Annotated in this window: 21 protein-coding genes and 1 other RNA gene; 8 read left to right on the top strand and 14 right to left on the bottom strand. The window is 29.6% G+C overall.

The genetic code is table 11. The annotated features are described in order from the left end of the window. Positions 1-55: 55 nt before the first annotated feature. From mltG to dapF, 3 genes are read right to left on the bottom strand one after another with little or no spacing between them, the layout of a single operon-like run. Complete coding sequence (gene mltG / locus EGM88_RS00725) at positions 56-1,090, bottom strand: endolytic transglycosylase MltG (protein ID WP_123895963.1); 1,035 nt, start codon at positions 1,088-1,090, stop codon at positions 56-58. After that, positions 1,087-1,611, bottom strand: coding sequence for a GNAT family N-acetyltransferase (locus tag EGM88_RS00720; RefSeq protein WP_123895962.1), 525 nt, complete (start codon positions 1,609-1,611; stop codon positions 1,087-1,089). Before EGM88_RS00720 ends, mltG begins: the two co-directional genes overlap by 4 nt. Beyond that, positions 1,612-2,400 carry a diaminopimelate epimerase gene (gene dapF, locus EGM88_RS00715; protein WP_123895961.1) on the bottom strand — a complete coding sequence of 263 codons (789 nt, stop codon included), beginning with the start codon at positions 2,398-2,400 and terminating at the stop codon, positions 1,612-1,614. Between the two features lie 149 nt (positions 2,401-2,549). Between dapF and EGM88_RS00710 the strand changes: the two genes are divergently transcribed. From EGM88_RS00710 to EGM88_RS00690, 5 genes are all read left to right on the top strand, one after another. Further along, a complete protein-coding gene (locus tag EGM88_RS00710; protein WP_123895960.1) occupies positions 2,550-3,992 on the top strand; it encodes a S1C family serine protease in 1,443 nt (480 codons plus the stop codon). Between the two features lie 484 nt (positions 3,993-4,476). Further along, positions 4,477-5,301 carry a PepSY-like domain-containing protein gene (locus EGM88_RS00705; RefSeq protein WP_123895959.1) on the top strand — a complete coding sequence of 275 codons (825 nt, stop codon included), beginning with the start codon at positions 4,477-4,479 and terminating at the stop codon, positions 5,299-5,301. 143 nt (positions 5,302-5,444) lie between these two features. Beyond that, positions 5,445-6,890, top strand: coding sequence for a glyceraldehyde-3-phosphate dehydrogenase (locus EGM88_RS00700; RefSeq protein WP_123895958.1), 1,446 nt, complete (start codon positions 5,445-5,447; stop codon positions 6,888-6,890). A gap of 112 nt (positions 6,891-7,002) precedes the next feature. Beyond that, positions 7,003-7,431, top strand: coding sequence for a GNAT family N-acetyltransferase (locus tag EGM88_RS00695; protein WP_123895957.1), 429 nt, complete (start codon positions 7,003-7,005; stop codon positions 7,429-7,431). 209 nt (positions 7,432-7,640) lie between these two features. Then, entirely contained in the window at positions 7,641-10,472 is a 2,832-nt protein-coding gene (locus tag EGM88_RS00690; RefSeq protein ID WP_123895956.1) for a S9 family peptidase, read from the top strand. A 97-nt stretch (positions 10,473-10,569) separates the two neighbouring features. On the opposite strand, the gene EGM88_RS00685 is transcribed toward EGM88_RS00690, so the two are convergent. From EGM88_RS00685 to EGM88_RS00655, 7 genes are all read right to left on the bottom strand, one after another. Then, the gene (locus tag EGM88_RS00685; RefSeq protein WP_123895955.1) at positions 10,570-11,571 is read right to left on the bottom strand and encodes a formimidoylglutamase; all 1,002 of its coding nucleotides are present in this window, start codon (positions 11,569-11,571) and stop codon (positions 10,570-10,572) included. 181 nt (positions 11,572-11,752) lie between these two features. Further along, positions 11,753-13,204, bottom strand: coding sequence for an aminoacyl-histidine dipeptidase (locus tag EGM88_RS00680; protein WP_123895954.1), 1,452 nt, complete (start codon positions 13,202-13,204; stop codon positions 11,753-11,755). 75 nt (positions 13,205-13,279) lie between these two features. Continuing rightward, on the bottom strand, positions 13,280-13,912 hold the full coding sequence (locus tag EGM88_RS00675) for an NAD(P)H-dependent oxidoreductase (RefSeq protein WP_123895953.1): 633 nt from the start codon (positions 13,910-13,912) through the stop codon (positions 13,280-13,282). Between the two features lie 68 nt (positions 13,913-13,980). Further along, positions 13,981-15,804 carry an ABC transporter ATP-binding protein gene (locus EGM88_RS00670; RefSeq protein ID WP_123895952.1) on the bottom strand — a complete coding sequence of 608 codons (1,824 nt, stop codon included), beginning with the start codon at positions 15,802-15,804 and terminating at the stop codon, positions 13,981-13,983. Beyond that, on the bottom strand, positions 15,804-17,525 hold the full coding sequence (locus EGM88_RS00665) for a phospho-sugar mutase (RefSeq protein WP_123895951.1): 1,722 nt from the start codon (positions 17,523-17,525) through the stop codon (positions 15,804-15,806). Before EGM88_RS00665 ends, EGM88_RS00670 begins: the two co-directional genes overlap by 1 nt. Before the next feature lie 209 nt (positions 17,526-17,734). Continuing rightward, entirely contained in the window at positions 17,735-18,691 is a 957-nt protein-coding gene (locus EGM88_RS00660) for a glycosyltransferase family 2 protein (protein ID WP_123895950.1), read from the bottom strand. A 22-nt stretch (positions 18,692-18,713) separates the two neighbouring features. Further along, positions 18,714-19,232 carry a DUF4199 domain-containing protein gene (locus EGM88_RS00655; protein ID WP_123895949.1) on the bottom strand — a complete coding sequence of 173 codons (519 nt, stop codon included), beginning with the start codon at positions 19,230-19,232 and terminating at the stop codon, positions 18,714-18,716. Between the two features lie 122 nt (positions 19,233-19,354). Between EGM88_RS00655 and ffs the strand changes: the two genes are divergently transcribed. The 3 genes from ffs (at position 19,355) to fsa (ending at position 21,222) form a co-directional block, all read left to right on the top strand. Continuing rightward, positions 19,355-19,453, top strand: an RNA gene (ffs, locus tag EGM88_RS00650) — signal recognition particle sRNA small type. 101 nt (positions 19,454-19,554) lie between these two features. Further along, the gene (locus EGM88_RS00645) at positions 19,555-20,358 is read left to right on the top strand and encodes an SDR family oxidoreductase (RefSeq protein WP_123895948.1); all 804 of its coding nucleotides are present in this window, start codon (positions 19,555-19,557) and stop codon (positions 20,356-20,358) included. Between the two features lie 210 nt (positions 20,359-20,568). Next, the gene (gene fsa, locus EGM88_RS00640; RefSeq protein WP_123895947.1) at positions 20,569-21,222 is read left to right on the top strand and encodes a fructose-6-phosphate aldolase; all 654 of its coding nucleotides are present in this window, start codon (positions 20,569-20,571) and stop codon (positions 21,220-21,222) included. A gap of 74 nt (positions 21,223-21,296) precedes the next feature. On the opposite strand, the gene EGM88_RS00635 is transcribed toward fsa, so the two are convergent. The 4 genes from EGM88_RS00635 to EGM88_RS00620 all read right to left on the bottom strand — a co-directional run bounded on the left by EGM88_RS00635 (position 21,297) and on the right by EGM88_RS00620 (position 25,114). Continuing rightward, entirely contained in the window at positions 21,297-22,424 is a 1,128-nt protein-coding gene (locus EGM88_RS00635; RefSeq protein ID WP_123895946.1) for a lactonase family protein, read from the bottom strand. Between the two features lie 53 nt (positions 22,425-22,477). Next, a complete protein-coding gene (locus EGM88_RS00630) occupies positions 22,478-22,936 on the bottom strand; it encodes a DUF1569 domain-containing protein (protein ID WP_123895945.1) in 459 nt (152 codons plus the stop codon). 13 nt (positions 22,937-22,949) lie between these two features. Continuing rightward, a complete protein-coding gene (locus EGM88_RS00625) occupies positions 22,950-23,423 on the bottom strand; it encodes a hypothetical protein (protein WP_123895944.1) in 474 nt (157 codons plus the stop codon). Positions 23,424-23,548: 125 nt separating this feature from the next. After that, positions 23,549-25,114 (bottom strand): M28 family metallopeptidase, encoded by a 1,566-nt coding sequence (locus EGM88_RS00620; RefSeq protein WP_123895943.1) that lies wholly within the window; start codon positions 25,112-25,114, stop codon positions 23,549-23,551. Between the last annotated feature and the right edge of the window lie 11 nt (positions 25,115-25,125).

Here is a 25,125-nt window from a genome sequence, read left to right as displayed (position 1 = left end):
AAATATACCTATTATTTAAACTACAAACATAATAGTATACTTATGCATTTAAAGTTTATCTATTTACACCTTGTCTGTTAAGCCATTGCTGGTATATTCTAGCATTTGCATTGTGTTGAGCCAAGGTTCTGGCAAATTTATGAGACCCAATATCAGTAGTACTTGCACACATGTAATAGTATTCATGCTTTTTATAATTTAGTACAGCATCAATTGATGAAATATCTGGCATGGCAATTGGTGCTGGGGGTAAGCCTGTATATTTATATGTGTTGTAAGGTGAATCAATTAAAAGATCAGCATTTAAAACACGTTTTACCTCATAGTCTTGACCATGCTTTTGCTTTAAAGAAAAAATCACTGTTGGGTCTGCTTGTAAAGCCCATCCATCTTTTAATCTATTTAAGTAAAGTCCAGCAACAATTGGTCTTTCACTAACCTTTGATGTTTCTTTTTGTACGATTGATGCTAATGTAATAACATCATTCTTAGTCAAATTTAATTTCTTAGCTTTTGAAACTCGGTCTTCATTCCAAAATCTATCATATTCTTTTAACATTCTATCTCTAAAACGCTCTGCAGAAGTGTTCCAATAAAATTCATAAGAATTGGGAATAAAAATACCTAATACAGTAGCTTTAGTTAAATTGTTTTTTGTTAGAAATTCTTGATCTGTTAATGCCGTTAAAATTTGAATTGAATCAGGTTCTAGTTGGTTGGCTATTCTACCAGCCAATTTTTCAAGAGTGTCTTGGTTGTTAAAAGTTAGTGTTAATGGAGTCTGTTTTCCACTTCTAAGTAAATCAATTAAGGCATTATTACTCATGCCTGCTTTAAGTACATATTTACCTGATTTTATAACATTAGGATAATTTTTTTTCTTGGCTACCCAAATAAAACTATCAAAATTATCTACAACAGGTTCTATAATTTCTTTTACTTGATTAAAAGAAGCATTTGTAGGAATATAAACAGCTACATTTTCTTTAACATTTGCATTGTAAATTTTTCCGTAGAATTTATAAATTACTAGAGCTCCAATAATTAGAGCTACAGCAATTATGGATAGTATAATTTTTTTTATGCTCATACATTTATTAATTGAAACAAACCTTCGTCTTTGTATTTACCTTCAATAAAAATCCAATCTTTTTTTACGCCCACTTCAATAAAGTTATGTTTTTTAAAAAGGTTAAGGCTTTTTTCGTTGTCCATGGTTATGTTGGCAAACAATTGGTGAATATTTAAATGCCTAAAACTATATTCGATAAGCAATTTTAATGCTTCTGATCCATAGCCTTTTTGTTGCTCACCTTCAATAAGAAGAATTCCTACACCGGCACGCTTATGTTTTGGGTTGTAATCAAATAAATCTATTAAACCAATTGGTTTTTGACTTTTGCTCTCAGCAATTACTAATCTGAGCTGTTTTGCTTCATATATATCTAAATGAGCATTTTCTAAATAGAGTCTCAATACATGTTTAGAATAAGGAGTTTCTGTACTGCTTACTTCCCAAAAAGACAGATCATTTTCTACAGCATATAAAAATTCTAGATCTTCAGGTTCTAAAGCTCTTAGATAAACGTTATTTCCAGTTAATGCTTGCATTTATGCTTCAGTTTGAATTTCTCCTTTGAATACCTTTGTTGCTTTTCCTTTTAAAAACACATTTTTGTAAATATTATTATCATAATCGAAATAAACTTCTAAAGTGCCTCCTAATGTTTTAAGAAAAGCATTGGTTTTATCAGTTTTGTTAGCTTTATGTGCAGCAATAGCAACTGCGGTAACCCCAGTGCCACAACTTAAGGTTTCATTTTCTACTCCACGTTCGTAAGTACGAACTTTAAAAGTGTTGTCATCTTTTTGTTCAACAAAATTTACATTAGTACCTTCTTCAAAATATGGACTACCATATCTAATATTTTTACCATTGGTATAAACATCAAAGCTATCTATATTATCAACAAAAGCAATGTGGTGAGGAGATCCAGTATTTAAAAATAAATGAGTATTGAACTTTTGAACTTCAGTTACATTTTTCATTTTTAAACTCACTATATCTTTATCAATTTTAGCTTCATGTAACCCGTCAACGGCATCAAAAGTTGTATGAGTGTCAATAATTTTTAATTGTTTTGCAAAAGCAACAATACATCTACCTCCATTTCCACACATACTCCCTTCATTTCCATCGGCATTATAATAAATCATCGTAAAATCCTGCAAATTTGACAGTTCTAGAAGTATTAATCCATCAGCACCTATGCCAAATTTTCTGTCGCATAGTTTTGCTATTAATTTGGTATTGTTTTTGGGAAATGTTTGATTGCGATTGTCAATCATAATAAAATCGTTTCCCGTTCCTTGATATTTGTAAAATGAAATTTTATTCATGCCGCAAATGTAATCAATTTTATGATTTCTATACCTTGTTAATAAGCAGTTAAGTTGAGGTTAAAGTATAGTTAAAATAAAGCATTGTATGAAATAAGGTATTAATTTTGAGTGTTAAAGAGAAAATAATTTATAAAAAATAATTAGAAATGAAGAAAATTATAAGTTTAGTTTTTGCCTCTATTTTAGGTGGAGCCATTGCCTTAGGAACTTATGTTTATATTTTAGGTGATGCAGAAATTGTTGAAGGATTAGAAGTATCAAATCAACCGAAAGCGGTTCAAGCAAATTTTCGAATACCGAGTTCTACTTATGCTGCAGAAGTAACTGATTTTACCAAAGCTGCAGAAGAGACTGTGCATGCTGTGGTACATGTTAAAAATGTTGCAGTATCTAGAACTAATCCCATAATAGAATTTTTTTATGGTCCGGATGCAGGAGGTAGTGGAGGAAAAACTACAATAGGAACTGGTTCGGGGGTTATTATCTCTCCTGATGGTTATATTATAACTAATAATCATGTAATAAAAGGAGCAAAAGAAATAGAAATTACATTAAATAATCAAAAATCATATCCTGCAAAGGTAATTGGAGCTCATCCAAATTCTGACATTGCTTTAGTAAAAATAGATGCAACTGATTTACCTTTTGTTTCTTTTGCTAATTCTGATAATGTAAAAGTAGGAGAATGGGTGTTGGCAGTAGGTAATCCTTTTAATTTAACATCTACGGTTACCGCAGGGATAGTTAGTGCAAAAGCTAGAAATATTAATATTTCTGGGGGTAAAATGATTGAATCATTTATCCAAACGGATGCGGCTGTAAATCCTGGGAATAGTGGAGGAGCCTTGGTAAATGTAAGAGGAGAGTTGGTTGGTATAAATACAGCAATTACCTCTCAAACAGGTTCGTTTGTAGGTTATTCATTTGCTGTACCATCTAACATAGCTAAGAAAGTAGTTGAAGATTTAATAGAGTATGGTGATGTGCGTACTGCATATTTAGGAATACAAGCAGTACCTCTAAATGGAGAAATAGCCAAGGAATTAGATGTTAACCGTACGCAAGGAGTTTTAGTAAGTGGCTTGCTGGAAAACGGAGGGGCTAAAAAAGCTGGTATAAAAGAAAATGATATTATCATTCAAATGGATCAAATAGCTATTAATAAATATGCAGATTTACAAGGGTTTTTAAGTTCTAAAAGACCAGGAGATGTAGTAGCAGTAACTGTTTTAAGAGATAATAAAGAAAAGAAAATTGATGTAAAATTAGGAAATCAGTTTGGAAAAGAATCTATTGGTAAATTAGATTTTAGTAAAAATTTATTAGGAGATTTAGAGAAAATATCTAAAAAAGCAGCTTCAAAATATCGTTTAAATTATGGTGTTCAATTTAAAAGTGTTAAGAATCCTTTATTTAAAAGAAACGATATTAAAGAAGGTAATATTATTTTATCTGTAGCTGAAACTAAGGTTTATGAAGTGCAAGAAGTTGAAGATCTTTTACGAGCAAATAAAGGAGGGGAAGTAATAATTCAAATATTAAATAGTGAAGGTTATGTTGAGTATTTTAAAATTGACATTCCAGATTAGTATTATATTCCTGCTAAATAAAAAAAATCCTTCAAAGTTTTTGAGGGATTTTTTTTTGTTGATATAGTCTATTTTATTGAAATTCAATAGGGTATTCTTTTTGTTAAATTTTAATTATAATATTTAACATTTTCTTTAACATTTTCAGTTTTATAATTGCCAATATTTAGTATTCTTTTGCGTTTTTACATCAGTTCAGTAACTAAATGAATATACCCTGTTTGGTATAAATTAAGATAAAAACACTGAAAAAAACTTATATTTTATAGAGTTTTAAGGTTTTTAGATTTTATTCACTGATGCTATAACAACTAACCTTTACCTTAATTAAGTTCTGATTTTATTTCGGATGGACCACATTTTTTTTCTTGATATTAAAGTGATTCAACTTTAATTTTGAGAGGGAATGTTTTGCATTGTTTTAAATATCAGAATCTATACAACCAAGTATTTTAATATTAATAATTATAAATTCTAACGAAAAATGAAAAACTTTAAATTTTTAAGTCTTATTGTTGCGGCATCAATTATTTTTACATTTACACAATGTTCTGATGATGATGATAATTCATCTAGTAATCTTCCTGAAAATGCAGAAACTTTTTTAGCTAGTACATATCCTAACGCTACATACGAAGTAAAAACACGTAAAGGGCCAGATGGAAGTGAAGAAATCTATGTAGAACTTAATAATGGAGCTAAAATTAGTTTCACCAAAACTGGTAATATCGTTTATGTTGGTGGAAAAATAGATATTGTTCCAGAAAGTGTTATTACTGATAAAGTTAAGGCTTATGTTACAGAAAATTATCCTACAGCTTCAATTGTAGAATGGGAACTTGATGATAATGAACAAGAAGTAGAACTTTCTAATAATATAGAATTGGTTTTTGATTTAGATGGTAACTTTTTATATAGTGACAATGATAGCGACGACGAGAATGAAGAGACTCTTACTTATGCTGAATTACTAGAGAATATTAAATCTTTTATTGAAACTCATTTTTCTGATGTTTCTGTTAAAGAAATAACTAAAGAGACTAATGGAAGTTATGTAAAATATGAAATAGAAATGTTTAATGATATTGAAATGGATTTTGATGCTAATGGAGAATTAACAAGTATTGAGGTTGATGCAGGTATTCCTACAGCTATTATTTCAGAGAACATTTCTTCTTATGTTAGTGAAAATTATCCTGATGCTACAATTGTAGAATGGGATTTAGATCGACGTAAACAAGAGATAGAATTAGATAATGATGTTGAGTTGGTATTTGATTTAGACGGAAATTTCTTATATAAAGATTAATTTATTAATTGTTTAAAAATGAAAATCCTTCAACACCATGTTGAAGGATTTTTTTTGCACTAAATTTTTTACCAAACGTTTGAAGTATTACTTTTGCTTTTAATATAACAAATTCTAATTCAAAAGAATATAAAACTAAAATTATGTCTCTAGACCAAACGTATGAATCGGAATTAGCTTTTCAAGCGGATAGAAGAAGAGCTGCCGTTGAATTTATAAAAATTATAAGTGATCTTTGGTATGATAAAGCAATAGAACTGATACTTTTTAGAAATCAACTAATTAATAGAAATGTAAGTGAAATTTTAAATTTAATTGAATATGCCAGTGAATTTGTGCAAAAACCAATTTCTATTTTTGATGCTGTTGAAATATCTAGAGCCATAAAAGAAGTAGATTTACCACCAGCAAAACTTGATATCGGAAAATTAACTTATGAATTTCATTTAGCGGATGATGAAGAAAATGTTGTTAATTTTGTAAAAGACAAATTGAAAGGTGCTGATAAAACAAATGGAATTGAGCCTAAAGATGTAGTCTTATATGGATTTGGAAGAATTGGAAGATTGTTAGCTCGTGAATTAATGGTTAGAACAGGTAAGGGCAAACAAATGAGATTACGAGCTATTGTAACTCGTGGTGAAATAACAGAAACTATACTTGAAAAAAGAGCTTCGCTACTGAGAAATGATTCTGTACATGGTAACTTTCCAGGAACGGTAAAAGCGGATATAGAAAATAATGCACTTATTATTAATGGCACAACTGTATCAATGATTTCAGCAAATAATCCAGAGGATATTGATTATACTAAATATAATATAAATAATGCTTTAATTATTGATAATACAGGAGCTTATAGAGATAAAGAATCTCTCAGTAGACATTTATTAAGTAAAGGAGCAGATAAGGTTTTATTAACCGCACCAGGGAAAGGTGTACCTAATATAGTACATGGTGTAAATCATTTTGATTTTGATCCAGATAAAGTTTCTATTTTTTCTGCAGCCTCATGTACTACCAATGCAATTACGCCTGTTTTAAAGGTAATTGAAGATAGTTTTGGTATCGTTAGTGGACATTTAGAAACTATCCATGCTTATACTAATGACCAAAATTTAGTTGATAATATGCATAAGAAATATCGAAGAGGTAGAGCAGCTGCATTAAATATGGTAATTACTGAGACTGGAGCAGGAAGTGCAGTTGCTAAGGCATTGCCATCTTTAGAGGGTAAATTAACTTCAAATGCAATAAGGGTACCTGTACCAAATGGTTCTTTGGCCATTTTAAATTTGAAATTAGACAACTCTACAAGTAAGTCTAGTCTCAATTCAGTAATGAAAAAGTACGCCTTAGAAGGTGATTTGGTAGAACAAATTCAGTACTCTTTAAGTAATGAATTGGTTTCTTCTGACATTGTTGGTTCTTCAGCTCCAGCTATATTTGATAGTAATGCAACCATTGTTGCAGATGAAGGTAATAATGCCATAATATATGTATGGTACGATAATGAATATGGATACAGTCAACAAGTAATCAGACTGGCAAAACATATTTCTAAAGTTAGAAGATATACCTACTATTAATTTTTAAAACTTAAGATATAAGAGGGAGGAGGTGATAATAATTTTTTGCCAAGTAAAATTTCCATATCTTTAAATTTACTTAATGTAATTATAATACTACTAACATAACGTCATGAAAATTTCTCTTCTAAAACCTTCAGAGGTTAATGATAATTTAGCAAAACAAGTTAAAGATTTATTCAGTTTGTTAAATTCAGAAATAAAACAAAAAGATCTTAAAGAACTTTTTAATCCTAAAAACGACATTGTTTTTGCTTATTGTATGGATGAGGAAAAATTGGCTGGTATGGCATTAATGTGTACTTATACCGTTGTTTCTGGATATAAAGGTTGGGTTGAAGATGTTGTGGTTCATCACGATTATAGAGGTCAAGGTTTGGGAAGAAAATTGATGAATAAATTATTAGAAGAGGGAAAAAGAAAAGGACTTTCAGAAATTTTACTTTTCAGTAATGATAAACGTAAAGTTGCTATTAATCTTTATAAAAGTCTTGCTTTTCAACAAAAGCATAGTGGATTGTATATTCTTAAAATGGATTAAAAAGCTAAACATTTCTTATTTGTTATATCGTTTTAATAAATAATGTTAATCGTTGAAAAACATATTTTATAGGGTTAGATTATTTAATTTTGAATAAACATCAATAAGTTTTGTAATAAATATATTTATAAATGCTTACAATTGTAAAATCTTTACTTCGTAGATTTAGTTAAAATTGTATATTTATGCTTTAATTAACCCCAATTATTATGTTAAAAAAAATTATTTTAATAGTACTTCTATTCAGTTTTACATTCAGTTACACTCAGCAAAAAAGAAGCCTCACTCATGATGATTATGATTTGTGGAAAAATATAGGAAGCCCGCAAATTACAGATAATGGTCAGTTGGTTGTTACAACTGTTTCAACGGCCACTGGTAGAGGAGATGGTTACCTAAGTATTTATAATTCTAAAACGGGTAAAACAATAAAATTCCATAATGGACAGAGAGCCCAAATATCTAATGATAATAATTACATCGTCTTCTTTCAAAAACCTGATTATGAGCTTGTAAGGTTTGAAAAGAAGAAGAAGTTGAAAAAAGATGAAATGTCTAAAAATAAGCTTTTTATTTATGACGTAAGATTAAATAGAATTGTTGATAGCGTATTAAGAGTAAAAAGTTTTGATATTCCTAAAAAATATGATAATTGGTTGATTATTGAAAAGTTTAAAGATTTAAAACCAAAAAAAGATACAACCGAGACTAAAAAAGATAGTATTAAAGAACCAAAAGAAAAGAAGAAAGGTGCTAAAAAGAAGAAAAATCCTGCTTTAGAATCAGATTATGCATTGGTTTACAATCTGAAAAATAGAATTTCTGATACTATTTTTCATATTAAATCCTTTCAATTAGCAGAGGAAGCCCAAGCCTTGTTTTTTACTAAAACAAAACCAAAGAAAAAAGGAGACTTAGGTGTTTTTAAATACGATTTCGAAAATGGAGCAGAAAAAGTTATTGATACCGGAAGATATGCTTATGACCGATTGGCAATTGACAAAAAAGGAACTCGTCTTGCATATTTGTCAGCTAAAGATTCTGTGAGTAAAGATTCTCTAAAATACGAGTTGTTTTATGTGGTTAATAATGCTAAAAAGCAAGTTACAGATACTTTAGGTAAAGGATTATTGAAAGGTTGGGAGCTAAGTGCAGCTCAAACCCCATATTTTTCAAAAAACTCTAAACGACTTTATTTTTATTCTAAACCAGAAGTAAAGTTTAATATTGATACTACATTATTAAAAGAAGAAATTCCAGAAGTTGATGTTTGGAATTATAAAGATAAATTAATTCAACCAGAACAAAAGTCTAAGTTAAAAGCGTTAAAAGATAAAGCCTATTTATCTTTCTTAGATTTGGAAAATGATAAAATAATTCAGTTGCATGATGAATCTTTAGAGAATGTTATGCTAGATCAAGATAGAGAACAAAAATATATTTTGGGCTCTACATCTAGTCCTTATGATGTTTCACGTTCATGGGATTATCCATGGTTGTCTGATTATTATATTATTAATACAGAAACTGGAGAAAAAGAATTAGCTCTTAAAGGTGCAGTCAGACGCCCTACATTATCTCCTGATGGTAATTATGCAGTTTATTTTGATAGTAAAAGTCAACATTGGTGGGCTTTAAACTTAACTAATAATCAGAAAAATAATTTAACAGAAGGATTAGGAGTGCCTTTTTATGATGTTGAAGATGATCATCCTGCGGCTCCTGGCTCTTATGGCTTTGGAGGTTTTGATAAAGAAGGTTTTGCTTTGTTAAATGATCAATTTGATATTTGGAAAGTAGATTTATCTGGAGTTAAAAAACCAATAAATATTACTAAAGACGGACGTACTAAAAATATTGAATATAGAGCCTTGAGGTTGGATTACGAAAAGCGTAATGAAGTTACCTACTATAAAAACATGTGGCTTATTGATGCTTTTGATAAAACAAACAAAACAAATACACTGTACGGACTTAATCCTAAAAACTATAGAAAAAAGATTATTTTAAATGCTGGTAATATGATTTTAGGCGGGTTTGTAAAGGCCAAAGAAAAGGATATACTTTTGTATGAAAAAGAAGATTTTCAAACTTTTCCAGATTTGTATTATTTTGATGGAAGAAAGTCTAAAAAAATTACAGATGCTAATCCTCAACAAAAAGATTTTTTATGGGGAACTTCAGAAAAATTTAGCTGGACTGCATATGATGGAACAAAATTGGATGGTATAATTTATAAACCTGAAAATTTTGATGCTACTAAAAAGTATCCTATGATTAGTTATTTCTATGAAAAACGTAGTGATAATTTAAATAGTTATCACATGCCAAGACCTAGTGCATCAACTGTAAATATGAGTTATTTGGTAAGTAATGGATATGTTGTTTTTGTTCCAGATATTGTATATAAAGACGGAAAACCAGGAGAAAGTGCTTACAACTGTATTGTTTCTGGTGTTGAAGCTGTTGAAAAGTTAGGCTATGTAGATAGTGATAATATGGCTATTCAAGGCCAAAGTTGGGGAGGTTATCAAGTAGCATATTTAGTAACTAAAACTAATAAATTTAAGGCAGCTATGGCTGGAGCACCTGTTGCTAATATGACATCTGCTTATGGAGGAATTCGTTGGCAAAGTGGATTAAGTAGAGCTTTTCAGTATGAAAAAACTCAAAGTAGAATAGGAAAAAACTTATGGGATGGCTTTGATTTGTATATTGAAAATTCTCCATTATTTGGCATACCTAATATTGAAACTCCATTGCTAATTATGCATAATGATGCTGATGGGGCAGTTCCTTATTATCAAGGTATAGAAATGTTTATGGGTATGAGACGATTGAATAAACCTGTATGGTTGCTTGTTTATAATGATGAGGCTCATAATTTAAGAAAACAAAAAAACAGACAAGATCTTTCTATTAGAATGATGCAATTTTTTGATCATTATTTAAAAGGAGCTCCGGCTCCAAAATGGATGACCCAAGGTGTATCACAAGTAAGAAAAGGAAAAGATTTTGGTTATGAGTTAGAAAAATTATAAATTTTAACCTATACTTTTAAATTCAGAGTGTTAGAGTCCAATCTTTGACACTCTGAATTTTTATATATATAAATATAATTTACTTAAAAGTTAAGTATTAATTTTCTAATACGCCTTTACAGAAAGACTGAACTAAATAAGATAATAATTTACCAACAAGCGGATTCTTAAAACCATCTGTTCTTTCAGCTATGGCTTCTGTTAAATGAAGATAGCAAACTTGTTTTTCTTTACCACAAGTATAGAGATAATTTAAAGTCTGTAGTGTTGAAATTCCCACTGGTGTCCATGCACTACTCAAGGTGTTTTGCAGAGAATCTAAGTCTAATTCAACACCAAACTTATTGTCTTTTACAAATGTTAATGCTCTGCATTGTGCTTCTTCCCAAGTTTCTTTATTTCTTAAAAATACATCTTCAAAAAAGATTGGTAAAAAATCAGGATTTCTTGATAATTCTTCAATTATATTTTGACTATTGTAAGCTTCATGTAGGCCTAAAATGGCATATTTTTTTAAATATTTTGCATTATAAGCATATCTAAAACCATTACCACTATGTCTTCCTTCAACTATTCTAAAATCGGAATGAGCGTCTAAATTTATAGTGTTTATTGGAGCGTTTAAGGCTATAGAACATCCTTTTAGGATTGGAAATGCATTGTTATGGCCGCCTCCAATAACAATAGGTATTTTACCGTGCTTTACAATGTGTTGTATTACAGGGAATACCAAATTATCTAATTTTTCGGTCAAATTTCTTAATGTATTGATGTCTGCATTTAGGCTTTTTTTCATTAAATGTTCAGTACCAATGTGACCTAATAAAAGGAATTCATTTCCGTCTAAATTTGCTGTGTTTTGAGTATTTACAAATGCTTTTAAAAAAGTATTAAAAGTACTCGAAGCTCCGCCGATACCTTTATTGGCTTTTATTCCAATATCTTCAGGAATGCCTAAAATGACAAATTTGCCATTAAAATGAGTTAAGTTACTATCTTTTGAAATTAGTAATTTTTCTCCTAATTTTTTTTCGCTATTTCTAAAAGAAATTAAACTATTAATTTCTTCAGTTTTAAAATATTGAATTTGTAAATTCATAAGGTATAATTCATCTTTTAAAAGATTAAAATACACAATTGTCCATAATAATCATTAACAAATAAGCATAATATTGAAATTAGTACTGCAAGTTGTTAAAATGTAATCCTTAACTTTGAGTACTATTGTTTATAACAACTGATTTTTAGTATGATATGAATTTAATAGTGTTCTCTATATTTTAACCTTTTACAGGTATTCTTTTTAAGATTTCCAGTACAAATTTCCAATATTTTTGGGTGGAACTGATACTTGCTTTTTCATCAGGAGAATGTGCCCCTTTTATAGTTGGACCAAAGGAAATCATATCCATTTCAGGATAATTTTTACCTAAAATACCACATTCCAATCCTGCATGGCAAGCCATAACATTTGGTTTTTTACCAAATAAATCTTGATATGTTTTATCTAATACTTTTAGAATATCAGATTCAGGATTAGGTTTCCATCCAGGATAAGTACCTGATGTTTTAACAGAATAATGAGCGAGTTCAAAAACAGATGAAATTGTATTTACTAAATTATATTTACCAGATTCTACCGAGCTTCGGGTTAAACATAATATTTTAATTTCACCATTTTTTACCAATACACGAGCTACATTGTTTGAGGTTTCTACTAAATCATCAATATCAGGACTCATTCTAAAAACTCCATTGTGAATGGCATAAATAACTTTTAATAACGTATTTTGATCTTGTTTTGAGAGTATATTTGAAGGTTTTTCACAGTTTTTAAATGTGATTTCAATATCTTTTTCAATAGATTTAAACTCTTCAGTTATGGCTTTAGAAATGGTATTAAATTGAGTTGAAAACTCCTCTTTATTATTTGTAACAATAATGGCATTGCTTTCTCTTGGTATAGCATTTCGTAGTCCACCACCATCAACTTCTGCAATAGATGCTACTTTTTTTATTTCAGTAAGTATTCTATTCATAAGTTTGTTAGCATTACCAAAACCTTTATGAATATCCATACCAGAATGTCCACCTTGTAATCCTTTTACGGTAATTTTAAAAGCTTCTACATTGTCTGGTGTTTTTACTGGATTATATGATTTAGAAGCTGTGATATCAATTCCACCTGCACAACCTACGCCAATTTCTTCATCGTCTTCTGTATCTAAGTTTAATAGTATTTCACCATTTAACCATCCAGCTTCTAATCCCATTGCACCTGTCATACCGGTTTCTTCGTCAATTGTAAAAAGAGCTTCTATAGAAGGGTGTTCTATATCGTTACTTTCTAAAATACTCATAATAGTAGCTACACCAAGTCCATTGTCAGCACCTAAAGTTGTTCCTTTGGCTTTGACCCAATCTCCATCAATTGTCATAGCTATACCTTGTGTGTCAAAATCGAAATTGGTATCATTGTTTTTTTGATGTACCATATCTAAATGAGATTGTAGCACTATGGTTTTTCTATTTTCCATTCCTTTTGTAGCAGGCTTGGTTATAATTACATTACCAACTTTATCTACTTTGGTAGGTAAGTCTAATTTTTTACCAAAATCAACCATAAATTGAATAACTCTCTCTTCTTTTTTTGATGCTCTAGGCACTGCATTTAAGTCTGCAAAATTATTCCATAAAGCTTTTGGTTCTAAATTTCTTATTTCTGTATTCATTATTGTGTTGTTTAAGAAGTTCTTTTTTTATTGCGTAGTATTTTAGGGTACTGTACTTTTAGTAAAGCAATTTTACTACATCTTTATTACTGTGTCTTCCATTGGTTTTCTTACTTTTTTTAGGGTACTCATAAAATCATCATCAGCTCTATATCCTATTGGTAAAATTAAAACAGATTTTAAATTCTGTTTTTTCAATTCTAAAATTTCGTCAAATTTTTGAGCATTGAATCCTTCCATTGGGCAAGCATCTATTCTTTCTAATGCACAAACAGTCATTAAATTTCCTAAAGCAATATAGGCTTGATTAATAGCAGATTCTTGTTTCTCAATGGTAGATTTATTAGCAAAAATATCTTTTAGTTGTTTTCTGTATTTACCTAATATTTCTTCAGATGTACCTCTAATTTTTTTCTCTAGATCAAAATAATTATCAATTTTTTCTTGAGTAAAATAATCTTCTATGCAAATAATCAAAACATGTGAGGCTGTACTTATTTGCTGTTGATTGAATGAATATGTCATCAGTTGGTGTTGCAACTCTTTATCTTGTAGAATTAGCATCTTTATGGGTTGTAAACCAAAGGATGTAGCCGTTAAATTGAAAGCTTCTGATAAAACTTCTATTTTAGCATTGGATACTTTTTTGGTTCTGTCAAATTTTTTACAGGCATATCGCCATTTTAGGCTTTCAATAATTGTATTCAATGTTTTTTAATTTAGGTTTTAGACTGACAATTTAGGCTTTAATACATATACTTTTTTTACTTTTAAGGTTAGCCTAGTGATTGCATTTGTACTAGCTTTTTATAGGTGCCATTTTTAGCTAACAATTCATGGTGTTTACCTTGTTCTATAATTTCACCTTTTTGAAGTACAACAATAGCATCAGCTTTTTGAATGGTTGATAAGCGATGGGCAATAACTAATGATGTTCTGTTTTTCATCATGTTTTCCAAAGCTATTTGAACCATTCTTTCTGATTCTGTATCTAATGCAGAAGTAGCTTCATCCAATACCATTATTGGAGGATTTTTAAGTACAGCTCTAGCAATACTTAAACGTTGTTTTTGACCACCAGATAATTTTCCGCCTGCATCACCTATATTTGTTTCAATGCCTAAAGGTAATTCCTTAACAAACTCCCAAGCATTGGCAACTTTTAAGGCTTCAATTATTTCCTCTTCAGAGGCATTTTCAGCTCCTAAAAGCATATTATTTTTTATGGTATCATTAAATAAAATGGCATCTTGAGTTACAATTCCTAATTGTGCTCGGAGTGATTTTTTTGTTAAGTCTTTTATATCGATATTATCAATTGTAATACGACCTGAATTAACATCATAAAATCGAGTAATTAAATTTGCTAATGTAGATTTTCCACTACCTGACTGTCCAACAAGGGCTATAGTTTTTCCTTTTGGAATTGTTAATGAGAAATCTTTTAAAACGAACTCATTTTCATATTTAAATGAAATATTCTCAAATTTAATTTCAGAATTAAATCCATCTTTGTCAATAGCATCTACTTTGTCTTTTAATGGATTTTCTGTTTCAATAATTTCTAATATACGTTCAGCGGCTGCATTACCTTTTTTAACTCCATAGCTTGCTTTTGAAATTGCCTTTGCTGGTGTTAAAATTTGATACGCTAACCCCATATATGTTATAAAAAGTTCAGGTTGAAGGGTTTTTTCAACCAAAACCATTTGTCCTCCATACCATAATAAAATACCAATAACTGTAATGCCTAAAAATTCGCTAGTTGGTGATGCTAAATTTTGTCTGTTTAATAAACTATTTGAAAATTTATAAAACCTAGAAGTAGAGGCTCTAAATTTTGTACCAAATATTTTTTCAGCATTAAACCCTTTTATGATTTTTAAACCACCAAGAGTTTCTTCTAAAATGGATAGAAAATACCCTTGTTCTTTTTGAACCTTATCAGATTTTCTTTTTAAAGATTTTCCAATTAATGATATTAAAAATCCTGAAACGGGTAAGAAAATAAACACAAATATGGTCAATTTTGCACTTATTAAAACCATAGTTATTATGGTAAAAATAATGGTAAGAGGTTCTCTGACTATTAATTCTAAAATAGATAAAAAAGAGTGTTGTATTTCCAATACATCAGAAGTTATTCTTGCTATGGTATCTCCTTTTCGCTTTTCTGAATAAAAAGATATAGGTAAATCAATCGTTTTATCATAAAGTACATTCCTTAAATCTTTAAGTACTCCATTGCGTAAAAAGGTAATAAAATACATTGCCAAATAGCTAAAAAAGTTTTTAAGAAAAAACATAATTATAACTAAACCTACCATGTATATAAGTGCATCACCTTCTCCTTCTTGAGATTTTAATGTCACAAAATAGTTCAAGTAATTTTCTGCGTATTCCTTAATGTTAACTGATGTAGACCAGTCTGGTTTGGTGGTAATAGGTTCTGTTTCTCCAAATAGAACAGAAAGCATTGGAAAAAGAGATACCATTGCTAATGTCCCAAACAGAGCATAGAATATGTTTGCTATAATATTACCAATTGCATATAACTTATAAGGTTTTGCAAAGCGTATAATTTTTCTAAAATACTCCATTAATTCAATTTCATCTCTTTGATAATTCTGTCAATTTTTTGAGTGAGTAGTTTCTCAACTTTAACAGAATTTTCAATTTTTTCTAAAGGCATATTTACACTAAAATAGAATTTAATTTTTGGTTCTGTTCCACTAGGTCTAGCAGCAACTCTTGTACCATCTTCGGTTTGATAGATAAGTACATTAGATTTTGGTAAATCGATTGTACTTTTTTCTCCAGTTATTAAATTTGTACGTTCAGAAGATTGGTAGTCAAATACATACGCTACAGGAGATCCGTCAATAGTTTTAAGAGGGTTTTTACGTAAATCAACCATCATTTGACTTATTTGTTGAGCTCCATCCATACCTTTTTTGGTTAATGAAATTAAATGCTCTTTGTAGTAACCATGTTTAGCAAAAATATTTAATAACTCTTTATAGATTGAAGAATTGTTATTTTTCATATGAGCTGCAATTTCACATGCCAATAGGGTAGCTGTTACAGCATCTTTATCACGAATAAAATCGCCTACCATATAACCAAAGCTTTCTTCACCACCGCCTATAAATTCTTGAACACCTTCTACATCTCTAATTAATTTCGCAATCCATTTAAATCCTGTTAAACAGGTTTTAGACTCAACATTATAACTTTGAGCAATATCATGTATTAAATTTGTAGATACAATAGTAGTTGCAACAAATTGATTTCCATTAAGTTTTCCGTTTTCGTGCCATTGTTTTATTAAATAGTCAGTCATTATGGCCATGGTTTGATTTCCATTTAGCAAGGTCAATTTACCTTCTAAATTTCTAACGGCAATTCCTAATCTATCTGAATCAGGATCTGTACCAATTACAATATCTGCTCCTATTTTTTCAGCAAGGTCAGTTGCCATTTTTAATGCTGCAGGTTCTTCAGGATTTGGAGACGCTACAGTTGGAAAATCTCCATCAGGTTTCTTTTGTTCTTTTACAATATGAACATCTTTAAAACCAGCCATTTTTAAAACTTTTGGAACTGACATTATAGAAGTGCCATGTAACGATGTAAATACTATTTTTAACTTATTACGGCCAGGAGTATTAAACGTTCCATTAGCTAAAGAGGCTTTATGGAAGGCTTCATCAACTTCTTTACCAATTATTGTTAATAAATTTTCGTTTGCTTCAAATTTTATCTTATCGAAATTAACCGCTGCAACTTCATCAATTATTTTTTTATCATGTGGAGGTACAATTTGTCCACCGTCATTCCAATATACTTTATACCCATTATATTCTGGTGGATTATGAGAAGCTGTTAAGACAATACCGGCATCACATTTTAAATGTCTAACGGCAAAAGAAAGTTCAGGTGTTGTTCTTAAATCGTCAAATAAAAGAGCTTTAATACCATTTGCAGTAAGTACATCTGCAACTATTTTAGCTAGAGTATTGCTATTATGACGGCAGTCAAACGCAATAGCTACACTTAAATCTTTAGTTGGAAAATTTTGTTGTAAATAATTAGCTAAACCTTGAGTTGCTCGACCTAGGGTATATTTATTAATACGATTAGTTCCAACTCCCATGATTCCACGCATACCACCTGTACCGAATTCTAAATCTTTATAAAAACTTTCAGTTAAGTTTTGAATATCATTATCAATTAATTGTTGTACTTCTTTCTGTGTATTAGTATCAAAAGGTGCATCTACCCATTGTTTGGCCTTTTCTAGTATTTCTTGACTGCTCATAAAATATATTTTTAAACAAAGATAATGATTTATTGAATGATTAAAAGATTTAGGATTTAAAAATCAATATAGAAAAAGAGCTCTGATTAGGTAGGTGAGATATGGTAAGAGTTTACAAAATACTAGTAATAGATAGTGTTTATTACATTGATTGCAATAATTTTTTAATCAATAGGTATAAATAACACTAAAAATAACTTGACGATTGTTTAGTTATTATTTTGTCCAACTTCCATACTAATTTTATACCTAGCATCATTTCGTTTAGATCGGAGAATAAGCTCACCTAAAAATCCAGCTAAGAATAATTGAGTACCAATAATCATTGCAACAATCGAAGCGTAAAATTGAGGTCTGTCAGTGAGTAATCTTCCAACAGGATTAAAAAATAATTTATCAATGCCTAAATAAAGAGCAAAACAGAATCCAATAAAAAACATGAAGCTTCCTAAAAAACCAAATAAATGCATTGGGCGTTTTGCAAATTTTGACAAAAACCAAATGGTAATTAAATCTAGAAATCCATTGATAAACCGATCCATTCCAAATTTTGTGGTTCCATATTTTCTAGCTTGATGTTGTACTACTTTTTCATCAATTTTTTGAAAACCTTCATTTTTAGCTAAAACAGGAATATAGCGATGCATTTCTCCGTAGACATCAATACTTTTAATCACTTCTTTTTTATATGCTTTAAGGCCACAATTAAAGTCGTGAAGTTTTAAGCCTGAAGTTTTTCTAGCAGCGGCATTAAATAATTTAGAAGGTAAATTTTTTCTAATTTTAGAATCGTAACGTTTCTTTTTCCAACCAGAAACTAAATCTAAGTCATTTTCAGTTATCTGTTTATATAATTCAGGTATTTCATCAGGACTATCTTGTAAATCAGCATCCATAGTAATTACTACTTTACCTTTTGCAATTTTAAACCCAGCATTTAAAGCTTGAGATTTGCCATAATTCTGTTGAAACCGTAGCCCTTTTACTGAGGTATTTTTTTTTGACAATTGTTCAATTACCTGCCAAGAATTATCGGTGCTACCATCGTCAATAAAGATAATTTCGTAACTAAATTGATTGGCTTGCATAACTTTTACAATCCAATCGTGTAATTCGTTTAATGATTCATCTTCGTTAAGTAGTGGAATTACTACTGAAATGTTCATAGTTTAATGAAAGTTTTTAATTTTATTCTTCTTTCTTTTGCATTACTAATGAGGCAATTAAAGAAACTATAAAACCCATAAAAATACTAAATACCAAAGTTACTCCAATAGTATAGGGATAAAAATATTTTCTAGTATTTTCTCCAAAAGTGTCAATCATTTCTTCTGGCATATTTGGATTTTCTAAGAGCTTTTGTCTTTGAATTTCTACTATATTTTCAACAAAATCAGGTTCAATAAATTTGGCAAACACAAAAATGTAGATGGCAGAAACAATTGCAGATATTAAAGCAATACCTACGCCAGTTTTAAGTCCTTGAGCTATAGTCAAAAATCCTCCATTTTGTTTTTTATACTCTTTAATACCTAATATTATTGCTGCTATCATAGCAATAATATTAATTACATTTATAGACCAATGAGGTTTGTATATATCACCAAATGCGTAATTAATTACATTAGTTAAAATTCCAAAAAAACCTAATAGTAAACCGTAGTTTATCATTATATTTTTTTTGCTTGGTTTATTTTGATTTTCCATGGTTAGTTTATTTTAAAAGGTTGAGCAAATATAAATATTTAAGAGTTAGTATCTTATTTTTTTAAGATTAAAATTTTAGTAAAAAACCTTGCAAACTCATAAAATGATTGTATTTTTGCCGTGGGTAAGTCCTACACAACCAGCTCCCTTTGAATCCTCCAGGGCAGGAATGCAGCAAAGGTATTAGGTCGTAGCGGTGTGATGTAGATCGCTTACCCTTTTTTATTTAATTTTATTAAAGATAAAAAGGGCTTCATAAATTTAGAATTTCAAAAAATACCTCACTTATTTATTTCTTACATTTGCGATTTAATAGAAAAGTATGTCAAAAATCGTTTTAGTTACCGGAGCTTCATCGGGTATAGGTAAAAGTATTGCAGAAAATTTATGTCAAAAGGGAATGGTGGTTTATGGTACAAGCCGTACTCCTAAAAAAGAAGAAATAAATGGTGTTAAAATGTTGCCATTGAATGTGCTTGAAGTTGATACCATAAAAACTGCTATGGCTACAATTTTAAAAAATGAAGGTAGGCTAGATGTACTTATTAATAATGCAGGAATGGGTATTACTGGTCCAATTGAAGACACTCCTACAGATGAAATACGTCGTGTTTTTAATACAAATTTATTTGGTCCTATAGATGTAATGAAAGCAGTTTTACCCCAAATGCGTCAACAGAAATCTGGTTTAATTATTAATGTAACTTCTATTGCTGGATATATGGGATTGCCTTTTCGCGGAATTTATTCTGCAAGTAAAGGAGCGTTGGAAGTTGTAACAGAAGCTACACGTATGGAAGTGAAGCAATTTGGAATAACTATTACCAATGTAGCTCCAGGTGATTTTGCTACAAATATAGCTGCAGGTAGATATCATACTCCTGTTTTTGAAAATTCAGCCTACAAAGAAAAATATGCTGAAAATTTAGCCTTAATGGATACACATGTCGATAATGGATTAAATCCTCAAGTTATGGCAAATGCTGTATATAAGATTATTCAAAAAAATAACCCTAAAATCCATTATAAAGTGGGTGGTTTTCTTGAAAAATTTTCAATTGTATTAAAAAGAGTTCTTCCTGATACTTGGTATGAAAAGTTGTTGATGAATCATTATAAACTATAGATTTAAACACCTTTTTAAGGTTTTTAATAGTAACCTGATATTATTTCACTTTTAATGCTATCCGTCAACAGATGAATTAAGTTTTTATATTTATTTTTTAGATATAGATCTAAGTCTTAGTAATATGTTAATAAGTTAACCGTTATCATAATAAGCAAATTTTAAGGAAGCATTATATTTGTTTACTTAAACTAATAAAGAGAATAAATAATGAAATTTTTTATAGATACTGCAAATTTAGACCAAATAAAAGAAGCTCAAGATTTAGGTGTTTTAGATGGTGTAACTACCAATCCATCTCTAATGGCTAAAGAGGGAATTACTGGACATGAAAATATTATCAATCATTACAAAGCTATTTGCGATATTGTTGATGGTGATGTAAGTGCAGAAGTTATTTCTACTGATTTTGAAGGAATGATAAAAGAAGGAGAGGCACTTGCTAAATTGCATCCTCAAATTGTGGTAAAAGTTCCAATGATAAAAGAAGGTGTTAAAGCAATAAAATATTTTTCTGATAAAGGTATTAAAACAAATTGTACATTAGTTTTTTCAGCAGGCCAAGCATTATTGGCAGCAAAAGCTGGTGCTACATACGTGTCTCCTTTTATTGGACGTTTAGATGATATTTCTACTGATGGCCTTGGTTTAATTCAAGAAATTAGATTAATTTATGATAATTACGGTTTTGAAACACAAATATTAGCAGCATCTATTAGACATACTATGCATATAATGGATTGTGCTAAAATTGGTGCTGATGTTATGACTGGGCCACTTAGTGCTATTGATGGATTATTAAATCATCCGTTAACAGATATTGGATTGGCTAAATTTTTAGCTGATTTTAAGAAAGGAAATTAGATGATAATATGAAAATGAAATTGAAAAAGTAAAATAATGTCCCGCCAATAGGCGGGATTTTTATTTTAATGAGTTCAGAACAAAATGCACACAGGGGAGGGGACCTTAATTTCTTCTATAAAAGTCAAAAGTCCTGTTGCAGTATCTCTTTTAAACGATACAATATTTTCTGAACGTTGATTGGCAACAAGTAAAAAATTATTATCTGGAGATAGAGCAAAATTTCTTGGCCAGTCGCCTTTTACAGAGGTAAATCCAATAGATTTTAAAGCACCAGATTCTTGATTAATTTTAAAGATAGCAATACTGTTATGTCCTCGATTAGAACCATATAAAAACTTCCCATCATTAGAAATATGAATATCTGCACAAAAGCTTTCTCCTTTAAAACCATCTGGTAAGGTTGAAAATGTACTGTCAATTTTGTAATTTTTATCTTTATCCTTTTTTATTAATGTTATTGTACTGTTTAACTCATTAATTATATACATCCAATTTTGTTTAGGATGAAAAGCTATATGTCTTGGCCCTGGATTTGGACCAGATATTTTTAATGTTGAAGGTTCATTTACTTCTATCTTGTTGTTTGTATTATTGATAGTAGAAAACCAAATTTCATTAGTGCCTAAATCAGCAGAGATAAACGTGTTATTTTCAGAAAAGTACGCAGAATGAGCATGAGCATTCATATTTTCTTTACCATGGTTACTACTATTGTGCTCTTGAGTGTCTAATAGTTCAGACAAATGTCCTGATGTGTTTATTTTTAATAATCCAATATTTCCACTAGAATAATTTGCAGTTAGTACATAGCCTTTATCATTTACAGCAATAAAACAAGGGTGAGCACCTCCAGAAGATTGTTGACTTATTAAAACTAAACTATCTCCTAAAATTTTATAAGACTCTACAGTGCCCATACCATTAACAGAGTTAAGTTCGTTAACTGCTAATAGAATTTTGCCATCAGCTGATTTAGTTAAAAATGAGGGGTTTTTACTTTTTGCAGCCAATCCAATTTTATTAATGTTACCATCTTCTGAAAGAGAATAAGTATAAATACCTTCACTTTTAGTGTCTGTATAAGTACCTACAAAAAATGAAATGTTGTTTTTCGTTTCGGGTAATTTGTCGTTCGTATTTTCTTTTTTGTTTGTACAACTAATAAGAATTAGTATGATAAGAATATGATATGTTTTCATAAAGTAAAATAAGGTTAAGTATTGTCGCTAAATTTATTAATAAATATTCTCTTTTAGTTTTTTACTATGTCTTTAATTATTTTTATATGGTGATTGGTATGAATTTCTAAAAATCGGATGGTCTTTTTTAAGTGTAATTTTCCTAAAATATGATGATTAAAATAATTTTTTAAGGGCAATTGTTCAACAGTTTTCAACAATAATTTTACCTCTTTTAATTGTATTTTTAAATCTTTAATTTTTATGTTTTCAGGAGGAAGTACTTGTTTTGGAGATTTTGCTTTTCCCCTAGGAATTGAACCTTTTAAAAAAATTACAAACCGCCACTTATTAAATTTCCATTTATATTCAGAAGCATTAGATGAAATTAAAGAACTACAAACCTTAGTAATAACTTTTAAACAATGATCTATATGCCAAGATACATTGTTAGATGAAATGGAAGCTGCTAGTTTGTCTGAATTATCAAATGACTTTTCTAAAAACGATAATTCTTTTTGAAGTAAGGGCATATTTTTTTGTTTTTTAAACTAAACCTTCTAATTCTAGCGTATAATCGTATTGTAAATCTTCGTGTAAATTACCAATTACTTTTTTAATTATTAGTATTTGTCTATCATAAATATTTAACAAACTTGTATTTCTTTCTATTGGAGGGTTTAAATTTTTTAGTTGTTTACAGAAATGTAATAACAGTTCAACCTCAGTTTCTTTCTTTTTTGAGTAGCGAATATATTTTTTTATTATTCTTAAAATTTTCCGAACACTTTTTTTTATATAAAAATAACTTGAGGTATTTATTTGGCTAAATAAAAGAGAAGCTTCATTTTGTACATTTGAAATAAAAGTATCTTCGTCTGAAGCCTCAAACAATAGATAGGTTAATAATTCTTTATTTTCTTTTTTAAACTTAGATAATGTTAAACAGAGGTTTAAAAGTTCATCACTAGATTTATATTTTAATTCTCTTTTAAGTTCAGTAACGGTTGCTGTTTTCATTTTTTCAATCTATAAGTTTCAAATTTACTCTAATTTAAAGCATAAAAAAAACCTTGTTACAACAACAAGGTTTTTAAGCGGTTTTTTATGCACAAGTTTTAAGAGTGTGCTATTAAATCAGAGAATTATTCTGTTGCTTTATCAACAACAATACGTTTATCTCGGTTAGCTAATTCCCATGCGGTATGAAAAATAAGACGAGATCTATTTTCTAATAAATCGTATTCAATTTTATCAGGGGTATCAGTATGTTGATGATAATCATCATGAGTTCCATTAAAGTAAAAAATTACAGGAATGTTGTTTTTAGCAAAATTATAATGATCAGAACGGTAATAAAATCTATTAGGATCATTTTCGTCATTATATTTATAATCTAGTTCTATGTTTGTGTATTTTTTATTTACTTCTTCAGAAATATTGTGTAGCTCTGTGCTAAGCTTGTCACTTCCAATTAAATAAACATAGTTTCTGTCACCTTCTGTTCTTTTTGGATCTGTACGGCCAATCATATCAATATTTAAATTGGCAACTGTATTTTCTAATGGAAAAACAGGGGCCATATCAGTATAATATCTAGAACCTAATAATCCTTTTTCTTCGCCTGTTACATGAAGAAAAACTACAGATCTTTTTGGTGCATGGCCTTCTTTTTCAGCAATTTTAAATGCTTCAGCAATTTCAAGTATAGAAACGGTACCAGAACCATCATCGTCGGCACCATTATAAATTTTTCCGTCAGTAATACCAACGTGATCTAAATGTGCAGAAATTATAATATATTCTTCTGGTTTTTCAGAACCTTTAATATAAGCAACAACGTTTTCAGAAAAAATATCCTCTTTATTAGTTTTATAATCTAAGGTTACAGGAACTTTTATTGCTGCAGCTTTATCATTAGTTGAAATATCGCTAATTAGAGCTTCAGCTAATCCTGTATTTATAAGTATAAAATGAACTTCATCGGGTGTTTCTTTAGTTTCATTTTCTTTAAGAGCTAATCTTGCTCTACTATGTCCAAAACGTTGAGCCATTCTACTGTAAACATCAGGATTGTAATATAGAATTCCTTTAGCTCCTTTCTTTAAGGCAACCTCTCTTTTAGAACGAATTTCTTCTCTGAAATTTGACCATTTTCCAGTACTTTTTTCAGTTCCAGAAATAATATAATTACCAGATTTATCTTTAGGCTCACCGTTTTTATATAAAACAATTTTATCTTTCACATCAATTCCATCATAGCTTGAATATTTTTCATCTTCAATTCCATAACCAACATAAACAATTTCATCAGACACTAAAGTTCCATTGCTTCCAGAAAAAGAGATAAAATCGCTTACAGATTTATATTCTTTATTATTTACTTTTAAGTTAACAACAGGAGAACCAGTTTTTTCTAAAGGTACTTCTTGAAAGTATTGGTTGTTAGGTAAAGCACTAGGAATATTTAAATCTACATAATGCTTTTTTAGAAATTCAACGGCTTTTTTTTGTCCAGGCTCGCCAGTGTCACGGCCTTCGTATTCGTCAGAAGCATAGATATACAGAGCTTCTTTTAATTCTTTAGCAGTAATTGTTTTGGCATAATCTGCTACAGTTTTAACAGGTTTTTCTACCGTAGTAGTTGTTTTTTTTGAACTACAGCTTACTAGCAAAAGTGTAACTGCAATAAGAGAAAATAGTTTTTTCATTGATTTTTAAT

It is taken from the genome of Aureibaculum marinum (genome assembly GCF_003813905.1).
In the GTDB taxonomy this organism is placed as follows: Bacteria; Bacteroidota; Bacteroidia; order Flavobacteriales; family Flavobacteriaceae; genus Aureibaculum; species Aureibaculum marinum.
The sequence above is the reverse complement of the archived record's forward strand: the minus strand, read 5'-3'. Positions and strand labels throughout refer to the sequence as shown.